The sequence below is a fragment of the Hyphomicrobium methylovorum genome (assembly GCF_013626205.1).
Taxonomy (GTDB): domain Bacteria; phylum Pseudomonadota; class Alphaproteobacteria; order Rhizobiales; family Hyphomicrobiaceae; genus Hyphomicrobium_B; species Hyphomicrobium_B methylovorum.
The window spans coordinates 1,548,362-1,575,018 of record NZ_QHJE01000001.1 but is presented as its reverse complement, the minus strand read 5'-3'; the positions used below and the strand labels follow the sequence as shown (position 1 = coordinate 1,575,018).

26 protein-coding genes are annotated in these 26,657 nt (G+C 60.2%); 18 read left to right on the top strand and 8 right to left on the bottom strand.

The features are described 5' to 3' along the window. Positions 1 to 33: 33 nt before the first annotated feature. Together DLM45_RS07680 and DLM45_RS07675 are read left to right on the top strand one after the other, a co-directional pair. Positions 34 to 1,014, top strand: a complete 981-nt coding sequence (locus DLM45_RS07680; protein ID WP_181336573.1) for an NADPH:quinone oxidoreductase family protein — start codon at positions 34 to 36, stop codon at positions 1,012 to 1,014. Between the two features lie 134 nt (positions 1,015 to 1,148). Further along, positions 1,149 to 1,751: a DUF2865 domain-containing protein gene (locus DLM45_RS07675; protein ID WP_181336572.1), complete on the top strand. Its 603-nt coding sequence runs from the start codon at positions 1,149 to 1,151 to the stop codon at positions 1,749 to 1,751. A 31-nt stretch (positions 1,752 to 1,782) separates the two neighbouring features. On the opposite strand, the gene thpR is transcribed toward DLM45_RS07675, so the two are convergent. Beyond that, entirely contained in the window at positions 1,783 to 2,355 is a 573-nt protein-coding gene (thpR, locus tag DLM45_RS07670; RefSeq protein WP_181336571.1) for an RNA 2',3'-cyclic phosphodiesterase, read from the bottom strand. Between the two features lie 49 nt (positions 2,356 to 2,404). After that, positions 2,405 to 3,082 carry an arylesterase gene (locus tag DLM45_RS07665; RefSeq protein WP_181336570.1) on the bottom strand — a complete coding sequence of 226 codons (678 nt, stop codon included), beginning with the start codon at positions 3,080 to 3,082 and terminating at the stop codon, positions 2,405 to 2,407. A gap of 107 nt (positions 3,083 to 3,189) precedes the next feature. Between DLM45_RS07665 and DLM45_RS07660 the strand changes: the two genes are divergently transcribed. From DLM45_RS07660 to DLM45_RS07650, 3 genes are all read left to right on the top strand, one after another. Then, positions 3,190 to 3,900 (top strand): ABC transporter ATP-binding protein, encoded by a 711-nt coding sequence (locus tag DLM45_RS07660; protein ID WP_181336569.1) that lies wholly within the window; start codon positions 3,190 to 3,192, stop codon positions 3,898 to 3,900. After that, positions 3,897 to 6,476 (top strand): ABC transporter permease, encoded by a 2,580-nt coding sequence (locus DLM45_RS07655; protein WP_181336568.1) that lies wholly within the window; start codon positions 3,897 to 3,899, stop codon positions 6,474 to 6,476. The genes DLM45_RS07660 and DLM45_RS07655 overlap by 4 nt, the downstream gene beginning before the upstream one ends. 103 nt (positions 6,477 to 6,579) lie before the next feature. Then, positions 6,580 to 7,344, top strand: a complete 765-nt coding sequence (locus tag DLM45_RS07650; RefSeq protein WP_181336567.1) for a Bax inhibitor-1/YccA family protein — start codon at positions 6,580 to 6,582, stop codon at positions 7,342 to 7,344. A gap of 85 nt (positions 7,345 to 7,429) precedes the next feature. Here the strand turns inward: DLM45_RS07650 and DLM45_RS07645 are convergent, their stop codons facing one another. Further along, a complete protein-coding gene (locus tag DLM45_RS07645; RefSeq protein ID WP_181336566.1) occupies positions 7,430 to 7,828 on the bottom strand; it encodes a DUF2794 domain-containing protein in 399 nt (132 codons plus the stop codon). Between the two features lie 462 nt (positions 7,829 to 8,290). Here DLM45_RS07645 and DLM45_RS07640 point away from each other — a divergent pair, with 462 nt between their 5' ends. Further along, entirely contained in the window at positions 8,291 to 10,369 is a 2,079-nt protein-coding gene (locus DLM45_RS07640) for a M3 family metallopeptidase (protein WP_181336565.1), read from the top strand. 38 nt (positions 10,370 to 10,407) lie between these two features. Here DLM45_RS07640 and DLM45_RS07635 read toward each other — a convergent pair whose 3' ends face one another. Together DLM45_RS07635 and acnA are read right to left on the bottom strand one after the other, a co-directional pair. Beyond that, complete coding sequence (locus tag DLM45_RS07635) at positions 10,408 to 11,187, bottom strand: DUF1223 domain-containing protein (protein ID WP_181336564.1); 780 nt, start codon at positions 11,185 to 11,187, stop codon at positions 10,408 to 10,410. Between the two features lie 183 nt (positions 11,188 to 11,370). After that, complete coding sequence (acnA, locus tag DLM45_RS07630) at positions 11,371 to 14,085, bottom strand: aconitate hydratase AcnA (RefSeq protein ID WP_181336563.1); 2,715 nt, start codon at positions 14,083 to 14,085, stop codon at positions 11,371 to 11,373. A gap of 232 nt (positions 14,086 to 14,317) precedes the next feature. Between acnA and ccmA the strand changes: the two genes are divergently transcribed. From ccmA to DLM45_RS07605, 5 genes are read left to right on the top strand one after another with little or no spacing between them, the layout of a single operon-like run. Continuing rightward, on the top strand, positions 14,318 to 14,941 hold the full coding sequence (gene ccmA / locus DLM45_RS07625; protein ID WP_181336562.1) for a heme ABC exporter ATP-binding protein CcmA: 624 nt from the start codon (positions 14,318 to 14,320) through the stop codon (positions 14,939 to 14,941). Beyond that, positions 14,938 to 15,603 (top strand): heme exporter protein CcmB, encoded by a 666-nt coding sequence (gene ccmB, locus DLM45_RS07620; protein WP_181336561.1) that lies wholly within the window; start codon positions 14,938 to 14,940, stop codon positions 15,601 to 15,603. The genes ccmA and ccmB overlap by 4 nt, the downstream gene beginning before the upstream one ends. 54 nt (positions 15,604 to 15,657) lie before the next feature. Next, complete coding sequence (locus tag DLM45_RS07615) at positions 15,658 to 16,413, top strand: heme ABC transporter permease (protein WP_181336560.1); 756 nt, start codon at positions 15,658 to 15,660, stop codon at positions 16,411 to 16,413. A gap of 3 nt (positions 16,414 to 16,416) precedes the next feature. Further along, the gene (gene ccmD / locus DLM45_RS07610; protein WP_181336559.1) at positions 16,417 to 16,587 is read left to right on the top strand and encodes a heme exporter protein CcmD; all 171 of its coding nucleotides are present in this window, start codon (positions 16,417 to 16,419) and stop codon (positions 16,585 to 16,587) included. Between the two features lie 4 nt (positions 16,588 to 16,591). Beyond that, the gene (locus DLM45_RS07605; protein WP_343062255.1) at positions 16,592 to 17,179 is read left to right on the top strand and encodes a DsbE family thiol:disulfide interchange protein; all 588 of its coding nucleotides are present in this window, start codon (positions 16,592 to 16,594) and stop codon (positions 17,177 to 17,179) included. Positions 17,180 to 17,199: 20 nt separating this feature from the next. On the opposite strand, the gene DLM45_RS07600 is transcribed toward DLM45_RS07605, so the two are convergent. From DLM45_RS07600 to pdxY, 3 genes are all read right to left on the bottom strand, one after another. Next, positions 17,200 to 17,841 carry a carbonic anhydrase gene (locus DLM45_RS07600; RefSeq protein WP_181336558.1) on the bottom strand — a complete coding sequence of 214 codons (642 nt, stop codon included), beginning with the start codon at positions 17,839 to 17,841 and terminating at the stop codon, positions 17,200 to 17,202. Positions 17,842 to 17,890: 49 nt separating this feature from the next. Continuing rightward, positions 17,891 to 19,054 carry a Na+/H+ antiporter NhaA gene (gene nhaA / locus DLM45_RS07595; RefSeq protein WP_181336557.1) on the bottom strand — a complete coding sequence of 388 codons (1,164 nt, stop codon included), beginning with the start codon at positions 19,052 to 19,054 and terminating at the stop codon, positions 17,891 to 17,893. 78 nt (positions 19,055 to 19,132) lie between these two features. Next, the gene (gene pdxY / locus DLM45_RS07590; RefSeq protein WP_181336556.1) at positions 19,133 to 19,915 is read right to left on the bottom strand and encodes a pyridoxal kinase; all 783 of its coding nucleotides are present in this window, start codon (positions 19,913 to 19,915) and stop codon (positions 19,133 to 19,135) included. Between the two features lie 165 nt (positions 19,916 to 20,080). Between pdxY and DLM45_RS07585 the strand changes: the two genes are divergently transcribed. The 7 genes from DLM45_RS07585 (at position 20,081) to sdhA (ending at position 26,624) form a co-directional block, all read left to right on the top strand. Next, positions 20,081 to 20,986, top strand: a complete 906-nt coding sequence (locus DLM45_RS07585; RefSeq protein ID WP_181336555.1) for an HpcH/HpaI aldolase/citrate lyase family protein — start codon at positions 20,081 to 20,083, stop codon at positions 20,984 to 20,986. A 126-nt stretch (positions 20,987 to 21,112) separates the two neighbouring features. Next, positions 21,113 to 22,171 carry a MaoC family dehydratase gene (locus DLM45_RS07580; RefSeq protein WP_181336554.1) on the top strand — a complete coding sequence of 353 codons (1,059 nt, stop codon included), beginning with the start codon at positions 21,113 to 21,115 and terminating at the stop codon, positions 22,169 to 22,171. A 43-nt stretch (positions 22,172 to 22,214) separates the two neighbouring features. Continuing rightward, positions 22,215 to 22,751 carry a superoxide dismutase family protein gene (locus DLM45_RS07575; protein WP_181336553.1) on the top strand — a complete coding sequence of 179 codons (537 nt, stop codon included), beginning with the start codon at positions 22,215 to 22,217 and terminating at the stop codon, positions 22,749 to 22,751. 139 nt (positions 22,752 to 22,890) lie between these two features. Beyond that, positions 22,891 to 23,874, top strand: a complete 984-nt coding sequence (locus tag DLM45_RS07570; protein ID WP_181336552.1) for an FAD-dependent oxidoreductase — start codon at positions 22,891 to 22,893, stop codon at positions 23,872 to 23,874. A gap of 100 nt (positions 23,875 to 23,974) precedes the next feature. Continuing rightward, complete coding sequence (gene sdhC / locus DLM45_RS07565) at positions 23,975 to 24,391, top strand: succinate dehydrogenase, cytochrome b556 subunit (protein ID WP_181336551.1); 417 nt, start codon at positions 23,975 to 23,977, stop codon at positions 24,389 to 24,391. Between the two features lie 2 nt (positions 24,392 to 24,393). After that, a complete protein-coding gene (sdhD, locus tag DLM45_RS07560) occupies positions 24,394 to 24,774 on the top strand; it encodes a succinate dehydrogenase, hydrophobic membrane anchor protein (RefSeq protein ID WP_181336550.1) in 381 nt (126 codons plus the stop codon). Positions 24,775 to 24,779: 5 nt separating this feature from the next. Further along, entirely contained in the window at positions 24,780 to 26,624 is a 1,845-nt protein-coding gene (gene sdhA / locus DLM45_RS07555) for a succinate dehydrogenase flavoprotein subunit (RefSeq protein ID WP_181336549.1), read from the top strand. The last annotated feature ends 33 nt before the right edge of the window (positions 26,625 to 26,657 follow it).

Below are 26,657 nucleotides of genomic sequence, written 5' to 3'. Positions count from 1 at the left end.
TGTCAGAGAGGAGAATGGAAGGGGACGTCTCATATGAAGGCCGCTCTATGCAAGACTCTTGACGGACCGCCCGGCCTCGTCATCGAAGATGTGCCAGAGCCGCACGCGAAGCCGGGACAGGCGATCGTGCGCGTGAAAGCGGTGGGCCTCAACTTCGCGGACACGCTGATTACGCGCGGCAAATACCAGTTCAAGCCGGAGCTGCCGTTCTCACCGGGCGCCGAGATCGCCGGAGAAATCGAACACATTTCCGGCGAAGGCGCAGGGCTCGCGCTGGGACAACGCGTCATGGCCTATGTGAACTGGGGCGGTGCCGCCGAGAAGATCGCCGTCGATCTCGAAGCCCTCATCACGGTGCCTGACGCCGTCCCGCTGACGACGGCCGCCGGATTGCCGGTGACGTTCGGAACGGCGATCCATGGCTTGCGTGACCGCGGCAGGTTGCAGCCGGGCGAAACAGTCGTCGTCACCGGCGCAGCAGGCGGCGCGGGCCAAGCCGCCGTCGAGATCGCCAAGCTCATGGGCGCGCGCGTCATTGCCGTTGCGTCCTCGCCGGAAAAATGCGCCATCGCAACCGCTGCGGGCGCGGACGAGACCCTCGAATTTCCATCTACCGATTTGAAGGCCGGTGTTCGCGCGCTGACGGGCGGCGATGGTGCGGACATCATTTACGATTGTGTTGGTGGGCCGGTGTCCGAGCCGTTGCTGCGCGCGCTTCGCTGGCAAGGGCGGTTTCTCGTCGTCGGCTTCGCTTCGGGCGAAATTCCAAAAATCCCGCTCAATCTTCTTATGCTCAAGGGCGCCGAGGCATCGGGCGTCTTCTGGGGTGACTCGGTCCGGCGCGACCCAGCGGGACATCGGGCAAACATGCGCCAGCTTCTGGAGTGGGTCGCAGACGGACGTTTGAAGCCGGTGACCCATGGGCTTTATGCACTCGATTCGATCAAGGATGCGCTTGCGATTTTGGACCGGCGCGAGGCGGCCGGTAAGGTTGTGTTGACGATAGGAACCTGACCACCCGCAGAACGCTTGAATTGTTGATTTCGAATTCAAGCAATCTTTCCACTACCGCGATTATTTCAGGCGTTGCCGAATTTGCGTTTCACAGGCCGCCGGAAATGTCAGTCGCTCCCCACGCTCGACGGCGTATGTCGCGCCAAGCTGCGTTCATCGCGATTGTAAATGCATTCGCAGGCGCGGCCTCGGCGGAGCCACCGATTGATCCCACGGCGAAGACACCATCCGTCGCTTCCGAGCTTTATCAGACGATGTGCGTGCGCTCGTGCGATGGATTTTATTTCCCGATCCGGCAGAATGCCGTGCGCGAAAATTTTGCTGCTGACGCAAATGCCTGCCGTTCGGCCTGTCAATCGGAAGCGCGTCTCTTCTATTTTCCAAGGGGCCGCGGCGCTCCGGCGACGATGATCGATCTCGACGGCCGCAAGTATGCGAACGAAGCGAACGCCTTCGCTTTTCAGGCTGGCGCAAAACCCGGATGTGCCTGCCGCGCAGCGCCCTGGTCAGCGGAAGCCAAGGAGCGCCATCGCGACTACGCTGTCAAAGAGATAGAAGCTCAGCGCAACCGGGACGCTCTTGCGGCCAGCCTGGCTGCAGCGCAGGGCGCGAAAGCCAGCGCCGAGATCTCGGCCGCCGCCGCGCGCGAATACTTTGAAAGCGACACGAGCATGTCCGGCAGAGCCGGCCGTCGCGCACTCTTTCACAAACTGGAAGTGAGCGACGACGCTTGGTGAGTGGGGAGGCAACGCCGCCTCGAGGCCGCCATCACCACGCGGCTTCGCCGTCTCCTGAAAGAAACTCCATTCCGCGCACCGGATACGTGTCTTCGATGCCGTACGGCCCGCCGCCGACACCCGGCCGCGACGACATAAGAACGATGCGCGTTACAAAGAACGGTTCTGACTTATAGCCGCCGTTTCGCGTGAGGAATCGCGCGATCGCTTCAGGGTCCGAATGCCTGAGGCGCGCGAGCGTGACATGCGGACGAAAGGCGCGCGTATCCGGCGGTAGGCCTGCATTTCGGGCCGCCTTCTCATGGGCCCGCGCCAGCTCATCGAGCTTCGGCTCCGGCTCAAGCCCGGCCCAAAGACTGTGCGGATTGTCGCCGCCGAAAACGCCGAGGCCCGAAAGGCGAAGCTCGAACCCGTCAGTCTCGATACGCGCAAGATTGGCCATCAATTCGCGCGCTTCCGCGTTGCCGATGTCGCCCGCAAACCGCAACGTGATGTGGTAGCTCTCGGGCGTGATCCAGCGCGCGCCGGGCAGCGGCACACGCATGCGGTGAAGGTCGTCCCCGATGTCGTCGGGAATTTCGATAGCGCTGAACAATCGGGGCATTTGAACACCTCGCTCGTTGTCGAAACTCGAAACGGACAGCGGCGCGCCGTTACTTTACCGACGTCTTGCGCTGGGCAATCGTCTGCACCAAGGTTTCGACCTCGGGCAGAATGCGTTTCACGATCTCCGCGATGCCCGCTGCTGTCGGATGCAGTCCGTCAGATTGCGAAAAGCTCCGGTCGAGAGCAACGCCATCAAGAAAAAACGGATACAGCGGATAGCCGTATTTCGCCGCGAGATCCGGATAGATTGCATCGAAAGCTTTCGAATAGTCGGCGCCCCAATTGTTCGGCGCACGCATGCCCGCGATCAGCACGGCAATGTTTTTGGCTTTCAGCTTTTCCAGCATGGCGTCGAGATTGGCGCGCGGCTCTTTTGGATCGATGCCGCGCAACGCGTCGTTCGCGCCAAGTTCCAGGATCACGCCATCCGGCGGCGGCTCCAGCGCCCAGTCAAGCCGCTGGGCGCCGCCCGACGTCGTATCCCCGGAAACGCCGCCATTGAGCACGGTGACCTTGTAGCCTTTCGCTTCGAGTGCCATCTGAAGCTGCGCCGGGAAGGCCTCCGTGGCCTTTACGCCGTAACCCGCCGTCAGGCTGTCGCCGAACGCCAGGATCGTAACAGGCGTCGTTGGTACGTCCGCGGCGTCCACTGCCGACAAGGGGGAGGAAAGCAACGAGAGTACGATTGCCAAAGCCAGCATCCGGATCGGTTCGAGCACGTTCATTTTTCGGCCCCACCCATCGCGCACATCATGATGCTGACGTATAGCCTCGAATTCGGCGAAACAAGTCCGGGCGTCGAGATTCTTTCATTCAAACAAAGGCACGCAGCTTGAGCGACCCCATCATCGAACTCGATAATGTCCAATTGACGCTGACAAGCAAAGCCGGGCCCGTGCACATTTTACGCGGCGTTTCGTTGACGGTGCCGCGAGGTCAGTCGGCCGCGATCCTCGGCCCGTCGGGATCGGGCAAGACGTCGCTCTTGATGGTGATGGCGGGGCTCGAACAGGCAACGGGCGGCAAGGTCGTCGCCGCAGGGAAGTCCCTGGCTGCGATGTCGGAAGACGAACTCGCCCTGCTCCGTGGCGCTGACATGGGCGTCATATTCCAGTCATTCCATCTGGTACCGACGATGACGGCGCTCGAAAACGTCGCGCTCCCCATGGAGCTCGCAGGCGAAGCGAACGCGTTCGACAACGCGCATCAGCTCTTGAAAGAGGTGGGGCTGGCTGAACGCGTCGATCATTTCCCGGCGGAGTTGTCTGGCGGTGAACAGCAACGGGTGGCGATTGCCCGCGCGCTCGTGCGCCAGCCGCGCATCGTGCTGGCCGATGAGCCGACCGGCAACTTGGACGGCCGCACAGGCCGCCAGATCGTAGAGCTTCTTTTCGGCGCGCACGCCCGGCGCAACGCGACGATGATTATCGTTACGCACGACGAACGCCTCGCAGCTATGGCTGATCGCGTCATCCGCATGGCCGACGGCAACATCGTTTCCGACGAACTGACCAATGTGGCCACCCGCGCGGTATCGTCATGACGATGGCTTCGACGACGGAGTCGACGCGCGCCGTCCGCCGCGCAGGGACCGTTGATATTCTGCGACTTGGCCTTCGCGAATTGCGTGCGGGCTTCAAAGGGTTTCGCATTTTCATCGCCTGTCTTGCGCTGGGCGTCATGGTCATCGCCGCGGTCGGCGCGCTTGCCGACGCGTTGCGCGCCGGTCTCGCCAGCCAGGGCGAAACGATCCTCGGAGGCGACGTCACCTTTGCGCGCTCGCATACGCGGGCAACGGCGCAGGAGCTGGAGACATTACACGCCCTAGGTCGCGTGAGCGAAACGGCAACAATGCGCTCGATGGCGCGGCGTCTCGATGGATCCGATCAAGCGCTGACAGAGCTGAAAGCCGTCGACGACGCATATCCGCTCACCGGATCCGTCACGCTGGAAGGCGACAAACCATTCGCCGCCGCGATCGCCGGCAACGGCGCCGTGCTCGATCCGATGCTCGCCGAAAGGCTGAACATCAAAATCGGTGACAATGTCCGCATCGGCGACGCTGAGGTGAAGGTCGCCGGGATTCTGGCGTCAGAACCAGACGCCGTGGCCGATCGCATGACGTACGGTCCACGCATGTTCATGTCGCTCGCAACGCTCGAGCAGACGGGGTTGGTGAAACCCGGAACGCTTATTCGCTGGCGGTACGCTTTGAAACTTCCGGCTGACGCGCCGTCGGATGCTGAGGCGCTTGCTCAGCTTCGCAAATCCGTCAGCGAAAAATTGCCCGAAGCGGGCTTTTCCAGCATTGACCGCTACAACCCGTCGCCGCAGGTGACGCGCACGCTCGAACGTCTGCGCCAATTCCTTATTCTGATCGGCCTCGCGTCGCTGCTCGTCGGCGGTGTCGGCATTGCCAATGCCGTCGCGACATACGTGGACAAACGCGTGAAGGTGATCGCCACATTGCGCAGCGTCGGCGCGACGGGCAGCCAGATCATCTCGATTTTTCTCGTCCAGATCCTTTTGATGAGCGCGATCGGCATAGGCATTGGCTTGCTTTGCGGCATGGCGGTGCCTCCGCTCGTCGATTATTTCTACGGGGATCTCTTGCCTGTTCGCGCGGACCTTGTCGTCTCGCCGCGAAGCTTGGGAATCGCAACGCTCTATGGCGTCCTCGTCGCGCTGGTCTTCGCGCTTTGGCCCCTTGGCCGGGTTGAGAACGTGCGCGCGGCGGTCTTGTTTCGCAATTCCATGAGCACGGCCGGAGGACGTCCGCGCGCCGCGATCATGGCGGCAACGGCGGTCACGGTTGCACTGCTGGTCGGTGTTGCGGTTCTGACGTCTGATCCTCCGAAGATCGCGCTCTACGTCGCCGCCGGTCTTGCTTTGATGCTGGCGGTCTTCGGCTGGCTTGGCGGATTTGTTGCTCGCTTGGCGGCGCGTCTGCCGCGACCGCGTTCACCCGAGCTGGCGCTCGCGTTGCGCAATATCGCGGCGCCCGACGGGCTAACGCGGTCTGTCGTCCTGTCGCTCGGCACGGGTTTGTCGATCCTTGTAGCCGTGGCGCTTTCCAACGCGGCGCTCGTCGCCGACCTTCAAGAGCGGCTACCTGAAGAAGCGCCCGATTATTTCCTGCTCGACATAAGTCCTAATGACTTCGGCGCTTTGAAAACGCGGATCGATACGTTCGTTCCAAAGGCGAAGCTGTACGACGCGCCGATGCTGCGCGGACGCATGGTCGCCGTGCGTGGTGTTCCGGTCGAAAATCTGAAAGTTCCGGCCGACATCGGCTGGGTGATGAATGGAGACCGCGGCCTCAGCTACTCCGACACTGTGCCGGACGGATCGAAAGTTACGGAAGGCACGTGGTGGAGCAAAGACTACGACGGTCCGCCGCTCGTTTCGTTTGAAACCGAAATCGCGCACAAGCTGGGCTTAAAGATCGGCGACTCGGTAACCGTCAACGTGCTTGGCCGGAACGTCGACGCAAAAGTCGCAAATCTCAGAGAGGTGAACTGGGAAAGTTTGTCACTGAACTTTGTGATGGTGTTCACGCCGAATACGCTTCGCGCCGCGCCGCATAATCTCCTGGCGACGTTGCGTCTGCCGGAAGGCACCTCGCGCCAGGACGAGTCGGCCATGGTCCGCGACCTTGGAAAGACGTTCCCGTCCGTCAGCGCTGTGCGCGTGCGCGACGCCATCGAGCAATTCAGCAAAATTTTCGAAAAGGTCATGATCGCCGTTGAGGCGGCAGGCAGCGTCACGCTGGCGGCCGGAGCATTGGTGCTTGCCGGGGCACTCGCGGCCGCGCAGCGGCGGCGAACGCTCGAAGCGGTAATTTTGAAAACCATCGGCGCGCGCCGTCGCCAAATCCTCAAAGTGCATGGCTATGAATATGCGCTGCTGGCCCTCATTGCGGCCCTGGTATCGACGGTTGTGGGAGGTCTCGTGGCCTGGATCGCGGTCACACGCATCCTGGAGCTCGATTTCGTCTTTACACCAGCCGCGGTTTTGACCACCCTGACTGTTGCTGCACTGATGATCTCTGTTTTTGGTGCGCTGGGAACCTGGGCCGTGCTTCGGGCCCGGCCAGTGCCATACTTAAGAGCAGATTAGGTAAGGTTTTCTAACGCCTGCCACCTTGAAACGGTGATCCCCCGGGGTCATATGTTGGACAAATCCGGCGGGTTGTGCCGGTTAACGTGAGGAAAAGACCACAATGGCTGAAGTTTTTACGCGACCGACAGGGCCTCTCGGCGGCGCGAGAACATCCGGCGCAATCGATCAGGGCCTTCGCTCGTTCATGCTGGGTACCTACAATTATATGGCGCTCGGCGTTGCCGGAACGGCCGTCGTCGTCATGTTGTTGATGGCAAACCCCGCAGTGATGCAGGCGATTGCCGTCGGACCCATGAAGTGGGTCTTGTTTGCTGCAATTTTTGGCCTCGGCTGGTTTGCACCCCGGTTGTTCTTCTCGGGTAGCGCCGCCGTCGCACACGGTGCCTATTGGCTCTACTGCGCGCTCTGGGGCGCGCTTATGGCGCCGATGATCTCGCTGTTCGTATCGCAGGGCCTCGCTGGCCTCGTCGGTCAGGCATTCTTCATCGCGGCGGCAACGTTCGCGGCGACGAGCCTCATCGGCTACACGACCAAGAAGGACATGACGGGCTGGAGCGGCTTCCTCTCCATGGCGTCGATCGGCATGATCATCGTCATGCTGGTGAGCTTCTTCTTCGTCACCGATCCGGGCACGAGCAAAACCGTTAGCCTGCTGATCTCCAGCGTCGTTGTTCTGCTCTTCTCTGTCATCACGGCCTTCGAAACACAGGCCATCAAGTCGATGTACATCGAGAATGCTCAGTACGGCGGTGAAGCACAGCTGAAGCGTTCGTCGATCTTCGGCGCCTTCATGCTCTACGGTTCGTTCGTGACGCTGTTCATCCACATCCTGAACATCTTGGGCATCATGAACAGCAACGATTAAGCCGCTGATCACTCATCATTTCGCAAAGGGCCTCGGAAACGGGGCCCTTTGTTTTTGCGCGTTTTGCTAAGGAAACGCTGCGAAATCAGCGCTGCACGAGGCCAGGCTTGTCTTCCAGAACGCTAAGGACGCGCTTGAGATCGTGGCCGCGCTTCATGATAAGTCCGCCAGCCGCAATCACGCTGTAGGCGCCTTGCTTCCGCGCCAGCCGCATATCTTTCTCGATGCGGTAAAGCGCATACTCGCTGGCTCTGCGGTAGACCGAGAACACAGCGCGATCCTTCAAATGATCGATTGCGTAATCGCGCCACAGACCCAAGGCAACCTTGCGCCCATATAGATCAAGAATGGCTGCGAGTTCGTAGCGGTCGAAGGCGGTGCGCCGCCCAGGCTCAGCCGCAACGTGTGGCTCGGAAGCCGGAACTTCGCCCGCACGCCGCGGGCGAAAAAGTATCGGTTCAGATGTTTCGCTCAATCGCGTCATCCATCGCTGATGTACGAAGGATTGCGCCAATGCCGGGCGAAAGCAAGAGGCGTCTCAGACTCTTGCGCAGCCGTCGTGTGCTTTCACGTGAATCAACGGCACGGAAATACCCCGCGCCCGTCAAATTGGCGACCGATCCGCGGCCACAAACGGCCGCATTAAATCGCGATAGAGATAACCGTTGCCCGGGACCCTTCTTCAATGTCGGCTCTGGACACTCAGCCCCCCAGCCCCCCGGGGCCAGTTTCGGGGTTGGGTCCCTGGGCAACTCTCCCCGATGCCCTCCCGTCTCGAGAGTCCCCACTCGAGCCGGTCCGAAACCTAACTACGATTAAGCCTCGAAGGACCGGAATTTCCGGTCCTTCTTTTTTTGCGCATCCGCTTTGCCAAATAGCCTACCCGATCGGCTCCATGTGCCTATATAATGTAACACATCGGACGCACTCGGAGATCGAGCGTTACATGACGAAAAAAGGTAAGACCGCAAACACGGCGCCACGGAAATCCCGCTCTAACCCCTTGCTGGCGAAGTGGAATGGTGAATTCGCACTTCCCCCATTCGAGAAAATCGAAGTCCGCCATTTCAAGCCCGCGCTAGAGGCGGCCTTTCGCGAACACAAGGCAGAGATCGAGAAAATTGCGGCCAACAAGGCCAAGCCGACATTCGCAAACACCATCGTCGCGCTCGAAAAAAGCGGCACGCAGTTGTCGCGCATCGCCTCCGCTTTCTGGAATTTGGAAGCGGCGAACTCTTCACCTGAATTGCAAGAAGTCGCGCGGGATATGGCCCCCCGCTTCGCAGCGCATGAGACGCGCATCCGGCTCGACAAGCGCTTATTCAAACGCGTCGATGATCTCTACGCTGAGCGTGATGCGCTCAAGCTCAACGACGAAGAACGCCGCGTTCTAGAACGTCATCATCTCGAATTCGAGCGAGCAGGCGCCAAGCTGTCTCCGGCAGACAAATCACGGGTCAAAGAAATCAACGCCCGCCTCGCGACGCTCGTAACGCAGTTCATGCAGAACGTTCTCAAGGACGAACAAACCTGGCAGCTTGTTCTCGAATCCGAGAATGATCGCGCCGGCCTGCCGCCCGCCTTGCGCGAAAGTGCGGAACGCGCCGCCACGGATGCGGGGCTACCGGGAAAAGCAATCATCACTTTGGCGCGGTCAAGCGTTGAAGGTTTCCTGACGTTCTCTGCGCGGCGCGATCTGCGTGAAAAAGCATTTACCGCCTGGATTTCCCGCGGTGCGCACGATGGCGATACCGATAACAGACGGATCGTCTCGGAAGCCGTGGCGCTTCGGGGCGAATATGCGCGTCTGATGGGCTTCAAAACCTACGCAGATTTTTCCCTACAGGACACGATGGCGAAAACGCCCGGAACAGCCGCTGAGCTGTTGCAGGCAGTTTGGGAAAAGGCCGTCGCACGGGCCAAAGATGAGCGCGCCGCGCTTGAGACGCAGGCCCGCGATTCCGGCGATAACGCACCGATCATGCCGTCGGACTGGCGCTATTATTCGGAAAAGGTCCGCGCCGCGAAATATGATTTCGACGAAGGGCGCTTAAAGCCATACCTCGCCCTCGACAACATGATTGCCGCTGCGTTTGGATGCGCGACGCGCTTGTTCGGCTTGCAGTTCAAGCCTCGACCCGATCTTCCGCGTTACCATCCTGAAGTGCGCGCCTGGGAGGTTCAAGACCGAAACGGCGAGCACATCGGCATCTTCATGGGCGATTATTTCGCCCGGCCGGAAAAGCGCTCGGGCGCATGGATGTCCGATTTCCGCGCGCAGCATAAGCTTGCGAAAGGCCAGAAGCCGGTCATCGTCAACGTGATGAACTTCACCAAAGGGGGCGACGGCGAACCCGCATTGTTGTCCTTCGACGATGCGCGCACGCTGTTTCACGAGTTCGGTCATGCGCTGCACGGCCTGCTCTCGGACGTCACGTATCCGTCGATCTCGGGCACGGCCGTGTCCCGCGATTTCGTAGAGCTTCCATCGCAGCTCTACGAGCATTGGCTATCAACGCCGGAAGTGCTCGAAAAGTACGCGCTTCACTACAAGACGGGCGAACCGATGCCGAAAGACTTGCGTGACCGGCTGTTCGCCGCGCGTAATTTCAATCAGGGATTTGCAACGGTCGAATACACCTCGTCCGCGCTTGTCGACATGGCGCTCTATTCGGCCGAAGGCACCGAGATCGGCGACATCGAGCGCTTTGAACGCGAGACGCTGAACGGCATCGGCATGCCCGATGAAATCGTTATGCGGCACCGCCTTCCGCATTTCATGCACATCATGTCCGGCTATGCGGCGGGCTATTACAGCTATCTTTGGTCTGAAGTTATGGATGCGGACGCGTTCGCAGCCTTCGAAGAGGCGGGCGACGTGTTCCACCGTTCGACGGCCAAGAAGCTTTACGAATACATCTATTCCGCAGGCAACCGTCGAGACCCGCACGCGGCGTACGTTGCGTTCCGCGGCCGTCCGCCAAAGATCGATCGCTTGCTTGAAAAACGTGGCCTCGCGGCTTGAATCGCGCGGCTTGATTGCGCCGGGGAAACGGGCGACGGCTACCAGAGTCCGGCTAGCATACCGCCGATGATCGCGCCGCTGCGCCCTTCCTGCAGCAGCACAACGATCTTCTGAACCTCCGCCTGCATCAGCGCTGCGCGGGGCAGTTGGATCTCCATCGGCTGGCCTTTCCAAATGCCGATGGGCGTGAGTTCGCGCACGATGTTCGTATAGGTGAGTTTCTTACCCTCGTTCTCCCCTTCCTTGATTTCGACGTCTCCGGTCGACTGAACGACGCCGAGCCAGATCGTTGCCTCGCGCCGGGAATGTCCGGGCTCTTCTCCGCCGAGCGAAAAATTGAGCGTGTTACTCTGCTGACGGAACAGCACCGGAATGTGTTGCGGTCCCGCCTTGTCCGACGTCATCGCCAGAGCTTGCTCGATTGACGGACGCGAACTGCCGTTCACCGGCATTACGCCATTGACCACCGCTTGCGGTGTAAAGATCGAGCCGTCGCCCCGCGCGCGCGCATAATTGCGCTGCCGCTCGCTGTTGCGCGGTGAGCCGAACGTGTCCTTCCAGCCCAGATAGTTCCAGTAGTCGACCGGAAGGGAGAGGGCGATCAGCGAGGGGTCGGTTGCGAGCGCTTTAAGCACCGCGTCAGCCGGGGGACAGGCGGCGCACCCTTGGCTCGTGAAAAGTTCGATCACGCCGCGAAGCTGCACCGGAGGCTCCGGCGTATGGACTTCATTCTCGTCGGCGGCAGCAGGCAAAGCCAGCGCAAGCATTGCCAGAGCGGCAGCGGCAAGAAGTTCCAGAAATCGGTGGCGCGAACGCATTGCAGGAAGCCTGATCGGATCCGGTGACGCGAGTGTTGATGTTACTTTATCCGTCCGGCGCGCAATGAAAAAGTGAAAGACGGGAAAGGCGGCTCACGAAGGGGTGAGCGGAAACATAAAGGCCACCGCCATTGGTGAATGGCGATGGCCTGTGAGACGTCACAACCGGTAGAGGGCGAATGCCTAAGCCGCCAGATTTCGCAGCACGTACTGCAAAATACCGCCGTTCCGGAAATATTCGAGCTCGTCCAGGGTATCGATGCGGCACAGAATGGGAACGGTGAACGAGGAGCCGTCCGCGCGCACGACGTTGAGGTCGAGCACCGCGCGGGGCTTCACGCGCTCCAGTCCAGCAATGGAAACGCGCTCGTCTCCCTTGAGGCCAAGCGATTCCCACGAGGCATCGTTGGTAAAGGTAAACGGAACGACGCCCATGCCGACCAGATTCGAGCGATGAATGCGTTCGAACGACTGCGCAATGACGGCGCGCACCCCGAGAAGGTTCGTGCCTTTGGCTGCCCAGTCTCGCGATGAGCCGTTGCCATATTCGACACCGGCAAACACGACGAGCGGCACATTTTCTTTCGCGTAGAGCATCGCGGCGTCATAGATCGGCATTTCCTGGCCCGACGGATAATGAATCGTCAGACCGCCTTCTTTCACGTTGCCGTTCGCGTCACGAACCATGTGGTTCTTAATGCGAATGTTCGCGAACGTGCCGCGCATCATCACCTCATGGTTTCCGCGCCGCGTGCCGTACTGATTGAAATCAATCGGCTGCACGCCGTGGTCGATGAGATACTTTCCGGCCGGGCTCGAAGCCTTGATCGAGCCAGCAGGCGAGATGTGGTCCGTCGTGATCTTATCGCCGAAGAGGCCAAGAATACGCGCATCGGCGATGTCGGTCACGGTTTTGGCTTCGCGCGCGAGCGTGCGGAAGTACGGTGGATTCTGCACATAGGTGGACTCGCCGTCCCAGCCGTATGTCAGCCCGCCGCCGATCGCGATGGCCTGCCAGTTTTCGTCGCCCTTGAACACGTCTGCATATCGAGACTTGAACATCTCGCGCGTAACGTTCTCGGCGATGAACTGCTGAATCTCCTGCGCAGACGGCCAGATGTCCTTGAGATAGACGTCGCGGCCATCCGAACCTTTGCCAAGTGGCTCCTTGGTCAGATCCTTGGCAACGGTTCCAGCGAGCGCATGCGCCACGACGAGCGGCGGCGAAGCGAGATAGTTCGCCTGCACGTCGGGGCTTACGCGGCCTTCGAAGTTGCGGTTGCCCGAAAGAACCGCAGCGGCGACGAGACCATTGTCGTTGATCGACTTCGAAATCTCGGGCGCTAGCGGGCCTGAATTTCCGATGCACGTTGTGCAGCCGAATCCGACGAGATTGAACCCAAGCTGGTCGAGGTACGTTTGCAGACCCGACTTCTCAAGATATGCCGCCACGACCTGCGATCCCGGTGCCAGAGAAGTCTTGACCCACGGCTTGCGCGCCAAGCCGAGCTTGACCGCGTTGCGCGCCAAAAGACCGGCCGCGATCAGCACGCTCGGATTCGACGTATTGGTGCAGCTCGTAATGGCGGCGATGACGACGTCGCCGTGCCCGAGTTGGAACGGCTTCCCTTCAACGGGAACGCGCTTATCCAATTCGCCCGGTTTACGGTATTCGGTTTCGAGCGCGGTCTTAAATCCGGTGCCGATATCTGCCAGCGCCAGCCGCCCTTCCGGCCGCTTCGGTCCCGCCATCGACGGAACGACGTCCGCGAGATCGAGCGACAGCGTATCGGTGAAGACAGGTTCCGCGGATTTCGAGTCGCGGAAGAGGCCCTGCGCCTTGCAATAGGCTTCAACCAGCGCGATGCGGTGCGACTCGCGGCCCGACATCGTGAGATAGTTGATCGTCTCTTTGTCGACCGGGAAGAATCCGCATGTCGCGCCGTACTCTGGCGCCATGTTTCCGATCGTCGCGCGGTCCGCCAGCGTCATGCTGTCGAGACCTGGTCCGTAGAATTCTACGAACTTGTTCACGACGCCCTTCTTGCGCAGCATCTGCGTAACGGTCAGGACGAGGTCGGTCGCGGTCACGCCCTCTTTCAGGCGGCCCGTCAGGCGGAAGCCAATGACTTCCGGAATGAGCATCGACTGCGGTTGGCCCAACATCGCAGCTTCCGCCTCGATACCGCCGACACCCCAGCCAAGCACAGCGAGGCCATTGACCATTGTTGTATGGCTATCCGTGCCAACGAGCGTATCCGGGAATGCAACGGTGGAACCGTCAGCAAGCTGATTGGTCCAGACGGTCTGCGACAGATATTCGAGATTGACCTGATGGCAGATGCCGGTGCCGGGCGGCACGACGCGGAAGTTTTGAAACGCGCCCTGGCCCCACTTCAGAAAATTATATCGCTCACCATTGCGCTCGTATTCGAGCGTGACGTTATCGGAGAGCGCTCGGGGTGTGCCGAACTCATCGACGATGACGGAGTGATCGATAACCAGATCGACGGGAACGAGCGGATTGATTTTCGCCGGATCGCCGCCGAGCTTCGTCATGCCGTCGCGCATCGCGGCGAGATCGACAACCGCCGGAACGCCGGTGAAGTCTTGCATAAGAACGCGCGCGGGCCGGAAGCCGATTTCTTTTCCGGCCTTGCCTTTGTTCTCCAGCCACTCGGAAATGGCGACGATGTCCGCCTTGGTGACGGTGCGTCCGTCTTCATGGCGAAGCAGGTTCTCAAGAAGAACCTTCATCGAATAGGGAAGCTGGGAAATGCCCTTGAGGCCGTTGGCCTCAGCATCGGGCAGCGAATAGTAAACGTATTCCTTGCCATCGACTGTGAGAGTCTTGCGGCAACTGAAGCTGTCGTCGGAATTAGGTGTGAGTGCGCTCATGGGTCAGGCCTCCGAAGCATAAAACGAAGGGCTGCGCCGCCGGAGCGCCGACGGAATCGAGGACATCATGTGTCGGCCCGAATGGCAGTCACACGACCCTCGCTTTTGCGCTAGCGAAGGATAGTAGCTCTCTTTTATATAATCTCATTCAAAAGTGGAACCCTTCACGATTTGGCGATTTGGCGCGGGCAGTCTTCCGCGACGTCTGACCGCAGAAAGGTTTGAGGGCTGGGTGCGACTGGAAGCCGAAGACTTGGTTGTGGAACGCGGTGGCCGCCGGGTGATCGACGGCATGTCGTTTGCTGTCGGCTCCGGAGAAGCCGTCGTTCTTGCTGGTCCGAACGGAGCGGGAAAGACGACGCTGCTGCGCACGCTCGCAGGCTTTCTGCGGCCATTGGCTGGATCGATCCGTCTTCAAGGCGGCGATCCGGAGTTAACGCTGAGCGAACAGGCCCACGTCGTCGGTCATGCGAACGCGGTGAAATCGAGCATGACAGTTGGCGAGAATACAACCTTCTGGTCAGAGTATCTGACGGGCCCAGCACCGCGGCCGGAACGCGTTTCAAAGGCGCTCCAGCATTTCGGCCTCGAAGATCTGGTTGAATTTCCTGCGGCCATTCTCTCCGCCGGGCAGAAACGCCGCCTTGGTCTCGCGCGGCTTCTCGCTGCACATCGCCCGCTCTGGCTTCTCGACGAGCCGACTGTTTCGCTCGACTCGGCCTCTGCCGAACGCTTCGCCGCTGCCGTCAACGAGCACACACTGGCTGGCGGATTGGCTGTCATCGCAACACATCTTCCGCTCGGCCTCGAACGCGCCCGCACCCTGCGCATCGCATCCGGAAAGATGACGGCGTGAAGAGTTTCTGGGTTCTCGTTCGCCGCGATCTTCGTCTTGCCGTGCGTGAAGGTGGTGCGATCGGCACGGCGCTGGGTTTCTTCGTGATTGTCGTCTCGCTGATGCCGCTCGGGCTCGGGCCAGACCTCAATCTATTGTCGCGAATTGCGCCGGGTGTCTTGTGGATCGCTCTGCTTCTCGCAGCGCTTCTTTCGCTCAACAGGATCTTCGAAGCCGACTACGACGATGGCACACTCGACGTGCTCGCCACCGGGCGACTGCCGCTTGAACTCGTTGCGGCGGCGAAGTCTCTCGCCCACTGGCTGACGACGGGCGTGCCGCTCGCAGTGTGTGCGCCGTTGCTCGGGATTCTTCTCAATCTCGACCTGAGCGCTTATCCTGTGCTGATGGCAACAACGCTCATCGGCACGCCAGCCGTCAGTTTTCTTGGTGCGATCGGTGCAGCGTTAACGGTCAAAGCGCGCCGCGGCGGGCTGTTGCTTGCTCTCGTGGTTCTTCCGCTTTACGTGCCAACGCTCATTTTTGGCATTACGGCAATCGCCGCCATCGCCAGCCCGGCTGGCGCTTCCCCGTCGCTGCTGATCTTGGCCGCCGTATCTCTGATTGCGGTTGTTCTCGGTCCCGTCGCATCTGCGGCAGCGCTGCGCGTGCAACTTCAATGAACCGTAATGTTCGCGTTCGTTGCGTCTTACATTAGAACAGCTTAAATCGAGAAAATGCAGACCGTCACGCAGCGCCTCGCGAACCCGACCCGTTTCATGGAGCTTTCCGCTCGCCTGTTGCCGTTTATCTCGGCAACCGCCGCGGCTTTGCTCGTCTATGGATTGTATCTCGCGTTCTTCGCATCTCCCGCTGACTATCAGCAGGGCGAAACCGTACGCATCATGTACATCCATGTGCCATGCGCTTGGCTGGCAATGATGATCTACAGCCTGATTGCGATGTCGAGCTTTGGGCTATTGGTTTTCCGCCATCCGCTCGCAGACGTATCGGCCAAAGCCGCCGCGCCACTTGGCGCTGCATTCACGTTCCTCGCACTTCTGACCGGCTCCCTTTGGGGCAAACCGATGTGGGGAACGTATTGGGTGTGGGACGCGCGTTTGACGTCGGTCCTCATCTTGTTCTTCCTTTACATCGGCCTGATCGCACTCCGCTCGTCGATCGAAGACGAGTCGTCGGCCGCGAAGTTGGCGGCTGTTCTCGCGCTCGTCGGCGTCACGCTTCTGCCGATCATCAAGTTCTCGGTCGATTGGTGGAATACGCTGCATCAGCCATCGACGGGCTTCACCTCGAGCGTCGATCCGAGCATGCGTCTGCCGCTTCTTATCATGGCGCTGGGGTTCACGCTGATGTTCTTCGCCATGCACCTCAAAGCGATGCGCAACGAAATCATGCGCCGCAGGCTCAAATCGCTTCAGGCCCAGGCCGTGGCCGGACGCGACCGTTTGGCGACGCAAGGGGTTTCGGAATAAGCCATGGATCTTGGACAGCACGCCGCCTTTATCATCCTCTCCTATCTCGCCGTAGCGATCACGGTTGCCGGACTGATCGTCTGGCTGGTGATGGACGGACGAAAGCAAGCTCGCGGGCTTGCGGAACTTCAGCAGCGTGGCATTCGTCGCCGCCAAGTCGGCACGCCGGAGTAACATCGTGAGTGAAGGCCGATCCTCCCTCGTGCGTCTGGTGCCGGTTCTGATTTTCGCGCTCGTCGCGGGCTTCTTTGCACTCGCGCTACGGTCGGGCGACCCATCGCTATTGCCGTCGACAATGGTGGGCAAGCAGGTCCCCGAAAGCAAATTCCCGCCACTCGAAGGCTTGGAAACGAACGGCAAGCCGGATCAGGGTTTCACCAGCGCCGACCTCGCCAAGGGCAAGGTGTCGGTCGTGAACTATTGGGCGTCCTGGTGTGGTCCCTGCGTTGAAGAGCACCCGCTGCTCGAGCGTCTGAAAGAGACCGCAGACGTCGACGTGTTTGGCGTCAATTACAAAGACCGGGCGTCCGCGGCGCGCCGTTTCATCGGTCGGTATGGCAACCCCTACACGGCTGTCGGCACCGATTTACAGGGCCGCACCGCGATCGACTGGGGCGTCTATGGAACGCCCGAAACGTTTGTCGTGAACGGCCGAGGCGAAATCGTCTACAAACACGTCGGCCCGATTTCAGAACAATCCCTGAAGATGAAATTGCTTCCGGCTATCGAAAAAGCCAGAGCATCCGCGGCGCTCCCCCAAGGCTGAAGCGCCGCGACGGCGTCGTGTTAGGCGAGCGCAAAAAACTCGCCGCGCGAATCGTTCAGCACATTGAGCGAACCCGTTTTGATATCGAAAACGGCGCCGTGCAGCGAAAGCCGCCCGCTCTCTTCCTGCTGGCTGACGAATGGAAACGTCCGCAGGTTGGTGATGGTCTGCTTGACACCTTCCTGTTCCAGCGCCGTCTGCCGGGCAGCATTCGGTCCATCGGGATATTTGTTGACGACGGCAATGCGTGCTTCATCGAGCATCGACATCCAGCGCGAAATGAAATGCGCTTCCGTTTGGATTGCCGCGCTCTGATCGAGTGCCGCTTTGATGCCGCCGCATCCCGAATGTCCAAGAACGATCAGGTGGCGGATCCGCAAATTGAGAACCGCAAATTCGATGGCCGAGCTGACGCCGTGAAATTTACCGCCGGTTTCGTAAGGCGGCACGAGCGCGGCGACATTCCGCAGAACGAACAGTTCGCCGGGCAACGCGCTGAAAATGGTTTCCGGATCGACGCGGCTGTCGGAACACGCAATGACCATCGTGTCGGGGTTCTGGCCAAGCGTCGCAAGTTCTTCATAGTGCGCCGCGTTAGGCACGAAATGACGGTTCTTGAAGCGGCGGTAACGGTCTGTAAGATTTTCCGGAAAACTACCCATTAAATATGTGCCTCCTAAGGGAGCCCGCGCGCGTCGGGCCCGTTATCGTTCATGCAGTAGGACGTCGGGATAAAACGAGGTAGCCGGCGGTCGCGGAAACGAGCGAACCGGCTAGAACGCCCAATCGTACATCGGCGCTGGTATACGGATCAGGGAACGCCAACATGCCGATGAATAAGCTCATAGTGAAGCCGATACCGCCGAGAATTGCCGCGCCGAATAGCTGCATGTCCGTTGCGCCAGCGGGCTTTTCACACGCCCCACTGGCAATTGCCAAGCGGGAAAAACCATAGATACCCAATGGCTTTCCAATGATAAGTCCAAGCGCAATACCGAGCGGTATTGGCGATAGAAGATTTGCAGCAGACATTCCGGCGAATGAAACGCCGGCATTTGCAAAAGCGAATATCGGAAGAATGAGAAAGGTGACCCACGGGCTGAGCCAATGTTCGAGCGTTTCAAGCGGGCCGCTCGTGCTGCCACGTTGCCCCTTGAGCGGTACGGCAAGCGCAGTAACCACACCGGCGATCGTTGCGTGAACGCCGGAATTCAATACGGCCAGCCAAACGAAAAAGCCGACCAGAAGATAAGGCCACACGCGCATCACGTTTGACGCGTTCAGCAGAAACAGCGCCGCACCGCCGGCCGCCGCGAGTGCCAGCGCGGAAAGCGAAAGATCGCTCGCGTAAAAGAACGCGATGATGAGAATTGCGCCGAGATCGTCGATGATTGCGAGTGCCAGCAGGAATACTTTCAGCGCAATCGGCACGCGCGATCCAAGCGCCGCCATTACGCCAACGGCAAATGCAATATCGGTCGCCGCCGGTATTGCCCATCCCTTGAGCGCAATGGGATTGCTCCAATTGAACGCGGTATAAATGAGCGCGGGCATCGCCATGCCACCGACCGCTGCAATAACCGGAAGCATCGCAGTTTTTCGCTTCGCCAGCGCGCCAGCGAGAAGTTCGCGTTTGATCTCAAGACCGACGACGAAAAAGAAAATCACCATCAGGCCGTCGTTGATCCAATGCAGCAACGACTTCGACAGAACCAGCGGCGCAATCCCGATCGACACGCGCGTATCGAACAGCCGCGTATAGCCTTCCCCCAGCGATGAATTGGCGACGATCAGCGCAAGCACGGCGGAAATCAGCAGCACCAATCCGGCCAAAGCCTCGCGGCTGATGCCTGTCGCGTGTGTCTCTGGTTTCATGGGATGATCTCGGTGAAGCCGATCGGCCGATTTAACCAGCGTGAGAAGTCCAACGCAAGGAAGCGGCGCAGGAAGGTCTTAAGGAAGCGCAGACAGAAGCAGCCTGTCCTGGCCGCGGCTTGCGGTTAAAACAGCTTCCACACTGGCGACGGCATGAGTCAGAGCAGCCTCTGCCGAGCGTCCTTGCAGCAAATCCGAAATAAGAAGCCCGGCGAAGAGATCGCCCGTTCCATGCGGCACGTCAGGGAGTTTCGTCACCTCCCGCATAATCACGCGGCCGTCGGACAGCAGGATGTTGGCCAGTTTGGCGACACCAACCGGTATCGACGTCGCGGCCATTGTAGGGCGCCCGAGCGTCGCGGCCGCGCGCATTGCATCTTGCACCGACAGAATGTTTTGCCCCGTCAGCCAACCGAGTTCAAACCTGTTGGGCGTCAAAATATCGGCCATCGGAACGAGCGCGTCGCGGACAGCCTCCGCTGCAGCGTCATCGATGTAAACGCCTTCCGGATCGTCGCCGATAATCGGGTCGCAGATATATGTGATGGCCGGATTGAGCGCTCTCAGATGCGTGACGAGATCGCGAACCCACTGAACGTGCGCAAGCGATGGCAGATAGCCCGAATAGATCGCGTCGAACGTGCCGAGCCAGCGGTTCGCTTCGATCGCATCGGTCATTTCGCCGAGAATTGTTGGCGTAATCCGCGTTCCGCCGACATGTTCGCGCGCCGGGTGGTTGGACAGAACGATCGTCGGCAGTTGCACGACGTCGAACCCAGCACGCTGCATTGGCGCGACTGCTGGCGCGAGCCCGATGGGGTCGAATGCAACGTAAGATGAGATGACGAGAATTCGGGTCATGGCCCTCTGCAGTCTTCAAATGGTGCCGGCAACTTATGGACTGCCCGTGTTTAAACTCTTAGCACGCGCCGCCTGCGCACAAAGCCGCGCGGCCGAAGTTGATATTTCGCAGTCGGCGCGATTCCGCTATGTTGCGTCGCAGCAAGATTAGCCGGAGTGAGACCGATGACGCTTCCGATGAAACCCCGCCGAAGTGTCCTTTACGTGCCGGGAGACAAGGAGCACGCGCTCGAAAAAGCGAAAACGCTGCCGACCGATTCGATCATCATCGATCTTGAAGACTCGGTCGCCCCGGCGAACAAGGAACTCGCCCGAAAGCAGGCGGCAGCCATTGTCCGCGAGGGCGGATTCGGCACGCGCGAGGTCGTAATCCGGGTCAATCCGCTCGAGACGCCGTGGGGCATGGTCGATCTCCATGCCGCGATTGCGGTCGCGCCAGACGCGATCCTCATCCCGAAGGTCTCTCAGCCCGGCGATATTCTTGGAACGGCCAAAGTCGTGAAGGCGGCGGACGGAAATCCGCGCACGCGCCTCTGGGCCATGATCGAAACGCCGATGGGCATTATCAATGCGCGTGAGATCGCGGCCTGCGCTCCTGACCAGGACAACCGCCTCGCCTGCTTCGTCCTCGGCACCAACGATCTGCTGAAGGAAAGCCGCGCGCGCTCCAGCAACCGGCGCTTCGCCGTTGTGCCATGGCTGGCCATGACACTGGTCGCCGCTCGCGCATATGGCCTGGATGTGATTGACGGTGTCTACAACGATTTCCGCGACGACTCGGGGTTCCGCGCCGAATGCGAGCACGGACGCACCCTTGGCATGGACGGCAAGACGCTGATCCACCCGTCACAAGTCATTCCCTGCAACGAGGTATTCTCCCCAACCGACGAAGAGATCGATTGGGCGAAGAAGATCATCCGCGCGTTCGAGGAGCCGGAAAATGCTCGTAAAGGGGTGATCACCGTCGAAGGTCGAATGGTCGAGCGCTTGCATTTGGTCATGGCGAAGCGCGTCGCGGCGATTGCCGACTCCATTGCCGCTCGCTCCAGGGTCGAAGAGCCCTGGTTCTGACCTGGCAAACATCGTTACCGGCTTCTGCGGCCCTAGAGCGCGTCCAGTTGGCCCGAAAAGGGTTGCGATTGCCGTCGCACATCCCGAAAAAGGGCCGAAACGAATAGCGATAGCGAAGGCAGGGCGATGTCGGGCACGAAAACCAACGCAGGCAATTTCTTCGAAGACTTTTCCTTTGGCCAGATCATCAACCACGCGACGCCGCGCACAGTCACCGTCGGCGACGCGGCACTCTATACCGCGCTCTATGGCTCGCGCTTCGCCGTTCAGTCCGCCGACACGTTCGCCAAGGCGATCGGCTATCCGCGTTCGCCGCTTGACGACCTGCTGACCTTTCACGTCGTCTTCGGGAAAACGACGCCGGACATCTCGCTCAACGCTATCGCCAACCTCGGATACGCGGACTGCAAATTTTTGCGCCCCGTCTATCCCGGCGATACGCTGACGTCGGTTTCGGAAGTCATCGGCCTCAAGGAAAACTCAAACGGCGAAACGGGCACCGTTTACGTGCGCTCAACCGGACGCGATCAGGACGGTCAGATCGTTCTGCAGTATTGCCGCTGGGTCATGGTCAGGAAGCGCTCGAAGGGATCACCGGCGCCCGAAGCAATCGTGCCGAAGCTGCCAGAGCGCGTTGATCCGAAAGATCTGGCGCTGGGCGTGCCCGCGCTCGACGTTGCAAAATACGACCTGGCCCTTGCCGGTTCTCCTCATCGTTGGGGTGATTACGATGTGGGCGAAAAAATCGATCACGTCGATGGCATGACGCTGGAAGAAGCCGAGCACCAGACGGCGACGCGCCTCTATCAGAATACCGCGAAGGTACATTTCAACCAGCACACCGAATCCAAGGGCCGCTTCGGTAAGCGCATTGTTTATGGCGGCGTCGTCATCTCGCTCGTGCGCGCTCTGTCGTACAACGGCCTTGGCAATGCCTTCCATCTGGCGGCCATCAACGGCGGCCGCCACGTCGCCCCAACCTTTGCTGGCGATACGATCTACGCGTGGTCCGAAGTTCTCGAGAAAGCCGAGATCCCGGAACGCCGGGACATTGGCGCGCTGCGCGTCCGTCTCGTTGGCGTCAAGAATCAGGATTGTTCTGCCTTCCCGTTGAAAACGGAAGGCGGCGAGTATGCTGAAGGTGTTGTGCTCGATCTGGATACGTGGCTCATCCTGCCGCGTTGAGGCGGTCGCAACCTCGACCAAGGCCGGACATCGGAGGGATCCCATGACAGTGAGCCACGTTCAAGCCGCGCTGCTGATCGCGGCAACGGCCTGCTTCGCACTCGCCCCTCTAAGGGCTTCGGCCGAGAGTAACACCGCGAGCGCCACGCTGAAGCTCGTCGACGGCGCCGACGCGGGCACAGTCAAGTTCATGGAAACGTCCGCCGGGGTACTGCTAAAGGTCGAACTGAAGGGCTTGAAGCCCGGACCGCACGGCTTTCACGTGCATTCCGTCGGCAAGTGCGAAGGAGATTTTTCCTCAGCTGGCGAGATTTTTAATCCTCTCGGCGCCGGGCACGGATTCATGAATGAGGAAGGCCCGATGGCGGGTGATCTTCCAAATGTGCACGCTGCGGCCGACGGCACGGCAACGGCGGAAATGTTATCGCCGTTCATTCATCTGAGAACGGACGCCGAAGACGCGCTGATCGACTCCGATGGCGCGGCAATCGTCGTGTTTGCGAATCCGGATGACTATCGCACCGACCCGGAAGGCGGTGCAGAACCGCGCGTCGCCTGCGGAATTTTGAAAAAAGACTGACGGCACTCGATGTTTCTGCTACAGGCGTCGCAATAATCCGTATGCGGCCTTAATTGCGCATCGTTCAGCACCTTAGTTCAATTACCTCAAAACTTTGATTTCCGTAATTTGATATCCCATAGGACTCGGATCGGATTTCGTGGCAGGCAAGACAGCAATCATTGGTGCAGGGCTCGCTGGTCTTTCCTGCGCTCAAACCCTGAAAAACGCTCGCTTGCCCGTCGAGATCTTTGAGCGAACCGCAAGCATCGGCGGCCGCATCGCGACGATGCGGGTGAACAGCCTGACCTTCGATCACGGCGCTCAGTACGTTTCGGCACGCACGCCTCAATTCTCCGAGCTGTTGACGGATCTCACGGGTCTCGGCTGCGCTGCGGGCTGGTCTCCGCGCGTCGAACAAGGCGAAACGCAAAGTAATGGCGCGCCGGAATCGTCCCCATGGATCGTCGGAACACCGGGCATGGCCTCGCTTCTGCGTCCTCTGGCGGAAGGTATGCGCATCACCACCGGGCGCCGCGTCAGACAATTGGAGCGAAGAGGCAAGGATTGGCATCTTTGGTTTGACGATGAGAGTTCGGCGGGGCCGTTTCAAGCCGTCGCCGTAACCGTTCCGGCAAATGAAACGGCGCGTCTCCTCGTGCACGTTCCCGTCCTTTCGGATGCGCTTGCCAGTGTGCGCATGGAGCCGTGCTGGACACTGATGATCGCAACGCAGAACCACGTGATGCCGCCGATCGACGTCATGCATAACGTCTCCAAATCCATCCGCTGGCTCACGCGTGACAACACGAAGCCGGGTCGCAACCCGCGCGGCGACGCGATGGTCATCCTCGGATCGGCGCAATGGAACGAGGGCGCGAGACACCTCGACCCGCAGGCGGCCGCGGAAGAATTATGGGCCGACGCGTGCGACGCACTCTCGCTAGCGCCTCTGCGGCCGTCGCATATGATCGCTCATCTCTGGCGAGACGGGTTGACCACCTCGGCACTCGGCCAATCGCATCTCTTTGCGAAGGATCAGAACGCAGGCGTGGCCGGTGACTGGTGCCGAGGCGCGACCGCGGAAGATGCGTTCGAAAGCGGCACCAGCCTGGGTCGCGCTATGGTTGCGGCGTTGACCTGATCGGGCTAGCGGCCGCCCGCCCCAGAATGTGGCATTTGGTGAATTGCCGCTTCGATTGCGAGGGGTTAGAACCACTCTCTACCAATCGAGAAGGTATCCGATGCAAGCCACCCCAGGCAGGACCGCGCGTGAGCGTCCGCTCTCACCGCATCTTCAGGTTTACTCGCCGCTCATCAATATGATGATGTCGATTCTTCATCGCATCACAGGCGCGGCGCTGTACTTCGGCTCGGTGATTCTCGCTATTTGGCTGATCGCGGCGGCAACGGGTCCGGAGTGCTACGCTTACGTGTCGAGCTGGCTGGTGACCATTCCTGTGCAGCTCATTCTCTTGGGATACACCTGGGCGTTGATGCATCACCTGGTCGGCGGCGTTCGGCATTTCATCTGGGATACCGGCGCAGGCTACGATCTGAAGACGATCGATCTACTGTCCTGGGGCTCCTTGGCGCTGTCTCTCGCACTCACCGCGCTGATCTGGATTGGCGTCGTCGGCTTCGGATTTGGAGGCGCCTGACAATGTCCATGCGAACCCCGCTCAAATCCGTGCGCTATCTTGGATCCGCCAAGGAAGGTGCTGACCATTTCTGGCAGATGCGCCTCACCGCCGTCGCCAACCTTTTTCTCGTGATCTTTCTCGTCTGGCTGATCGCATCGACCGTTGGCGCTGATTACGCCGTTGTGAAACAGCGCTTAGCGAACCCCTTCGTCGATCTTGCTCTGATCGCGCTCGTCGTGTCGGGCACAGTCCATATGCGCATGGGCATGCAAACGATCATCGAAGATTACGTCCATAGCGAAGGGCTGAAGATCGTGGCGCTGATGCTGAACACGTTCTTCGCCGGTGCCATCGCGCTCGCCTGCATCTTCTCAATCTTGAAACTAAGTCTCGGAGCCTAAGCCGCATGTCTGGAACGAATGGCAAGGGTAACGGAACGTCGGCACCGGCCGTCACGGGCAACGCCTACCCGATCGTCGATCATCAATATGACGTCGTCGTTGTCGGCGCAGGCGGCGCTGGTTTGCGCGCCACGCTCGGATGCGCCGAAGCAGGTCTGAAAACGGCGTGCGTGACGAAAGTTTTCCCGACGCGCTCGCACACCGTGGCGGCGCAGGGTGGCGTTGCAGCCGCGCTGGGCAACATGGGGCCGGACGACTGGCGTTGGCATATGTTCGATACCGTCAAAGGGTCGGATTGGCTCGGCGACCAAGATGCAATCGAATATCTGTGCCGCAACGCGCCCGCCGCCGTATACGAGATGGAGCATTACGGCGTGCCGTTCTCCCGTACGGAAGACGGCAAGATCTATCAGCGCCCGTTCGGCGGCATGACGACCGATTACGGCGAAGGCCCTCCGGCGCAGCGCACATGCGCCGCCGCCGACCGCACCGGCCACGCCATGCTGCACACGCTTTATGGCCAGTCATTGCGCTATTCGGCAGAGTTTTTCGTCGAGTACTTCGCGCTCGATCTAATTATGGATTCGGACGGCGCTTGCCGCGGTCTGCTGGCCTTGAACCTTGATGACGGCACGATCCACCGCTTCCGCGCCAGCAAGACGATTCTCGCGACAGGCGGTTACGGACGCACCTACTTCTCTTGCACGTCGGCACATACGTGCACGGGCGACGGCAACGCGATGGTTCTGCGCGCAGGCCTTCCGCTGCAGGATATGGAGTTCGTGCAGTTCCATCCCACCGGCGTTTATGGCGCGGGCGTGCTGATCACTGAAGGCGCTCGCGGCGAAGGCGGCTATCTGACGAATTCCAAGGGTGAGCGCTTCATGGAGCGCTACGCGCCGCACGCCAAGGATTTGGCGTCACGCGATGTCGTTTCGCGCTCGATGACGATCGAGATCCGCGAAGGCCGTGGCGTTGGCCCTGAGGGCGATCACATCTTCCTCCACCTGGACCATCTCGATCCGAAAATCCTCGCGGAACGTCTGCCAGGCATCACCGAAAGCGCAAAGGTGTTCGCAGGTGTCGATCTCCGTCGCCAGCCGATACCCGTTCTGCCGACGGTTCACTACAACATGGGCGGCATTCCGACGAACTATCACGGTGAGGTTCTGACCAAGAAGGGCGCCGATCCCGACCATGTCGTGCCAGGACTGATGGCGATCGGCGAAGCGGCCTGCGTGTCGGTGCATGGCGCGAACCGCCTCGGCTCAAACTCGCTGATCGACCTCGTTGTGTTTGGACGCGCAGCCGGGTTGCGCTGTGCCGAAACGATCGAAAACGGGGGCTTTCAGCCTGAACTCTCCAAGACGGCGCATGAACCGGCGCTCGCCCGTCTCGACAAGCTGCGTTACGCGAAAGGCAAAACGCCGACGTCCGCCCTCCGGCTGCGAATGCAGAAGACAATGCAGACCTATTGCGCCGTCTTCCGCGACGGCCCGGTTCTGAAGGAAGGCATCGAAAAAATCGGTGAGGTCTGGCGCGACGTAGCGGATATTTCCGTCACCGACCGTTCGCTGATCTGGAATTCGGATCTCGTCGAAACACTCGAATTCGACAACTTGATCGCGCAGGCTGCGGTGACGGTCGTTGGTGCGGAGAACCGCAAAGAAAGCCGCGGCGCACACGCTCGCGAAGATTTCCCGAAGCGTGACGACGTCAATTGGATGAAGCACACGCTCGCCTGGGTCGACCACGAGACGCGCTCAGTGAAGCTCGACGAGCGCCCCGTTCATACAGTCACGATGACCAACGAGGTCAAATACATTGAGCCGAAGGCCCGCGTATATTGATTGGTGGACCTCAGGCAGCCCGAGGCAAGCGGC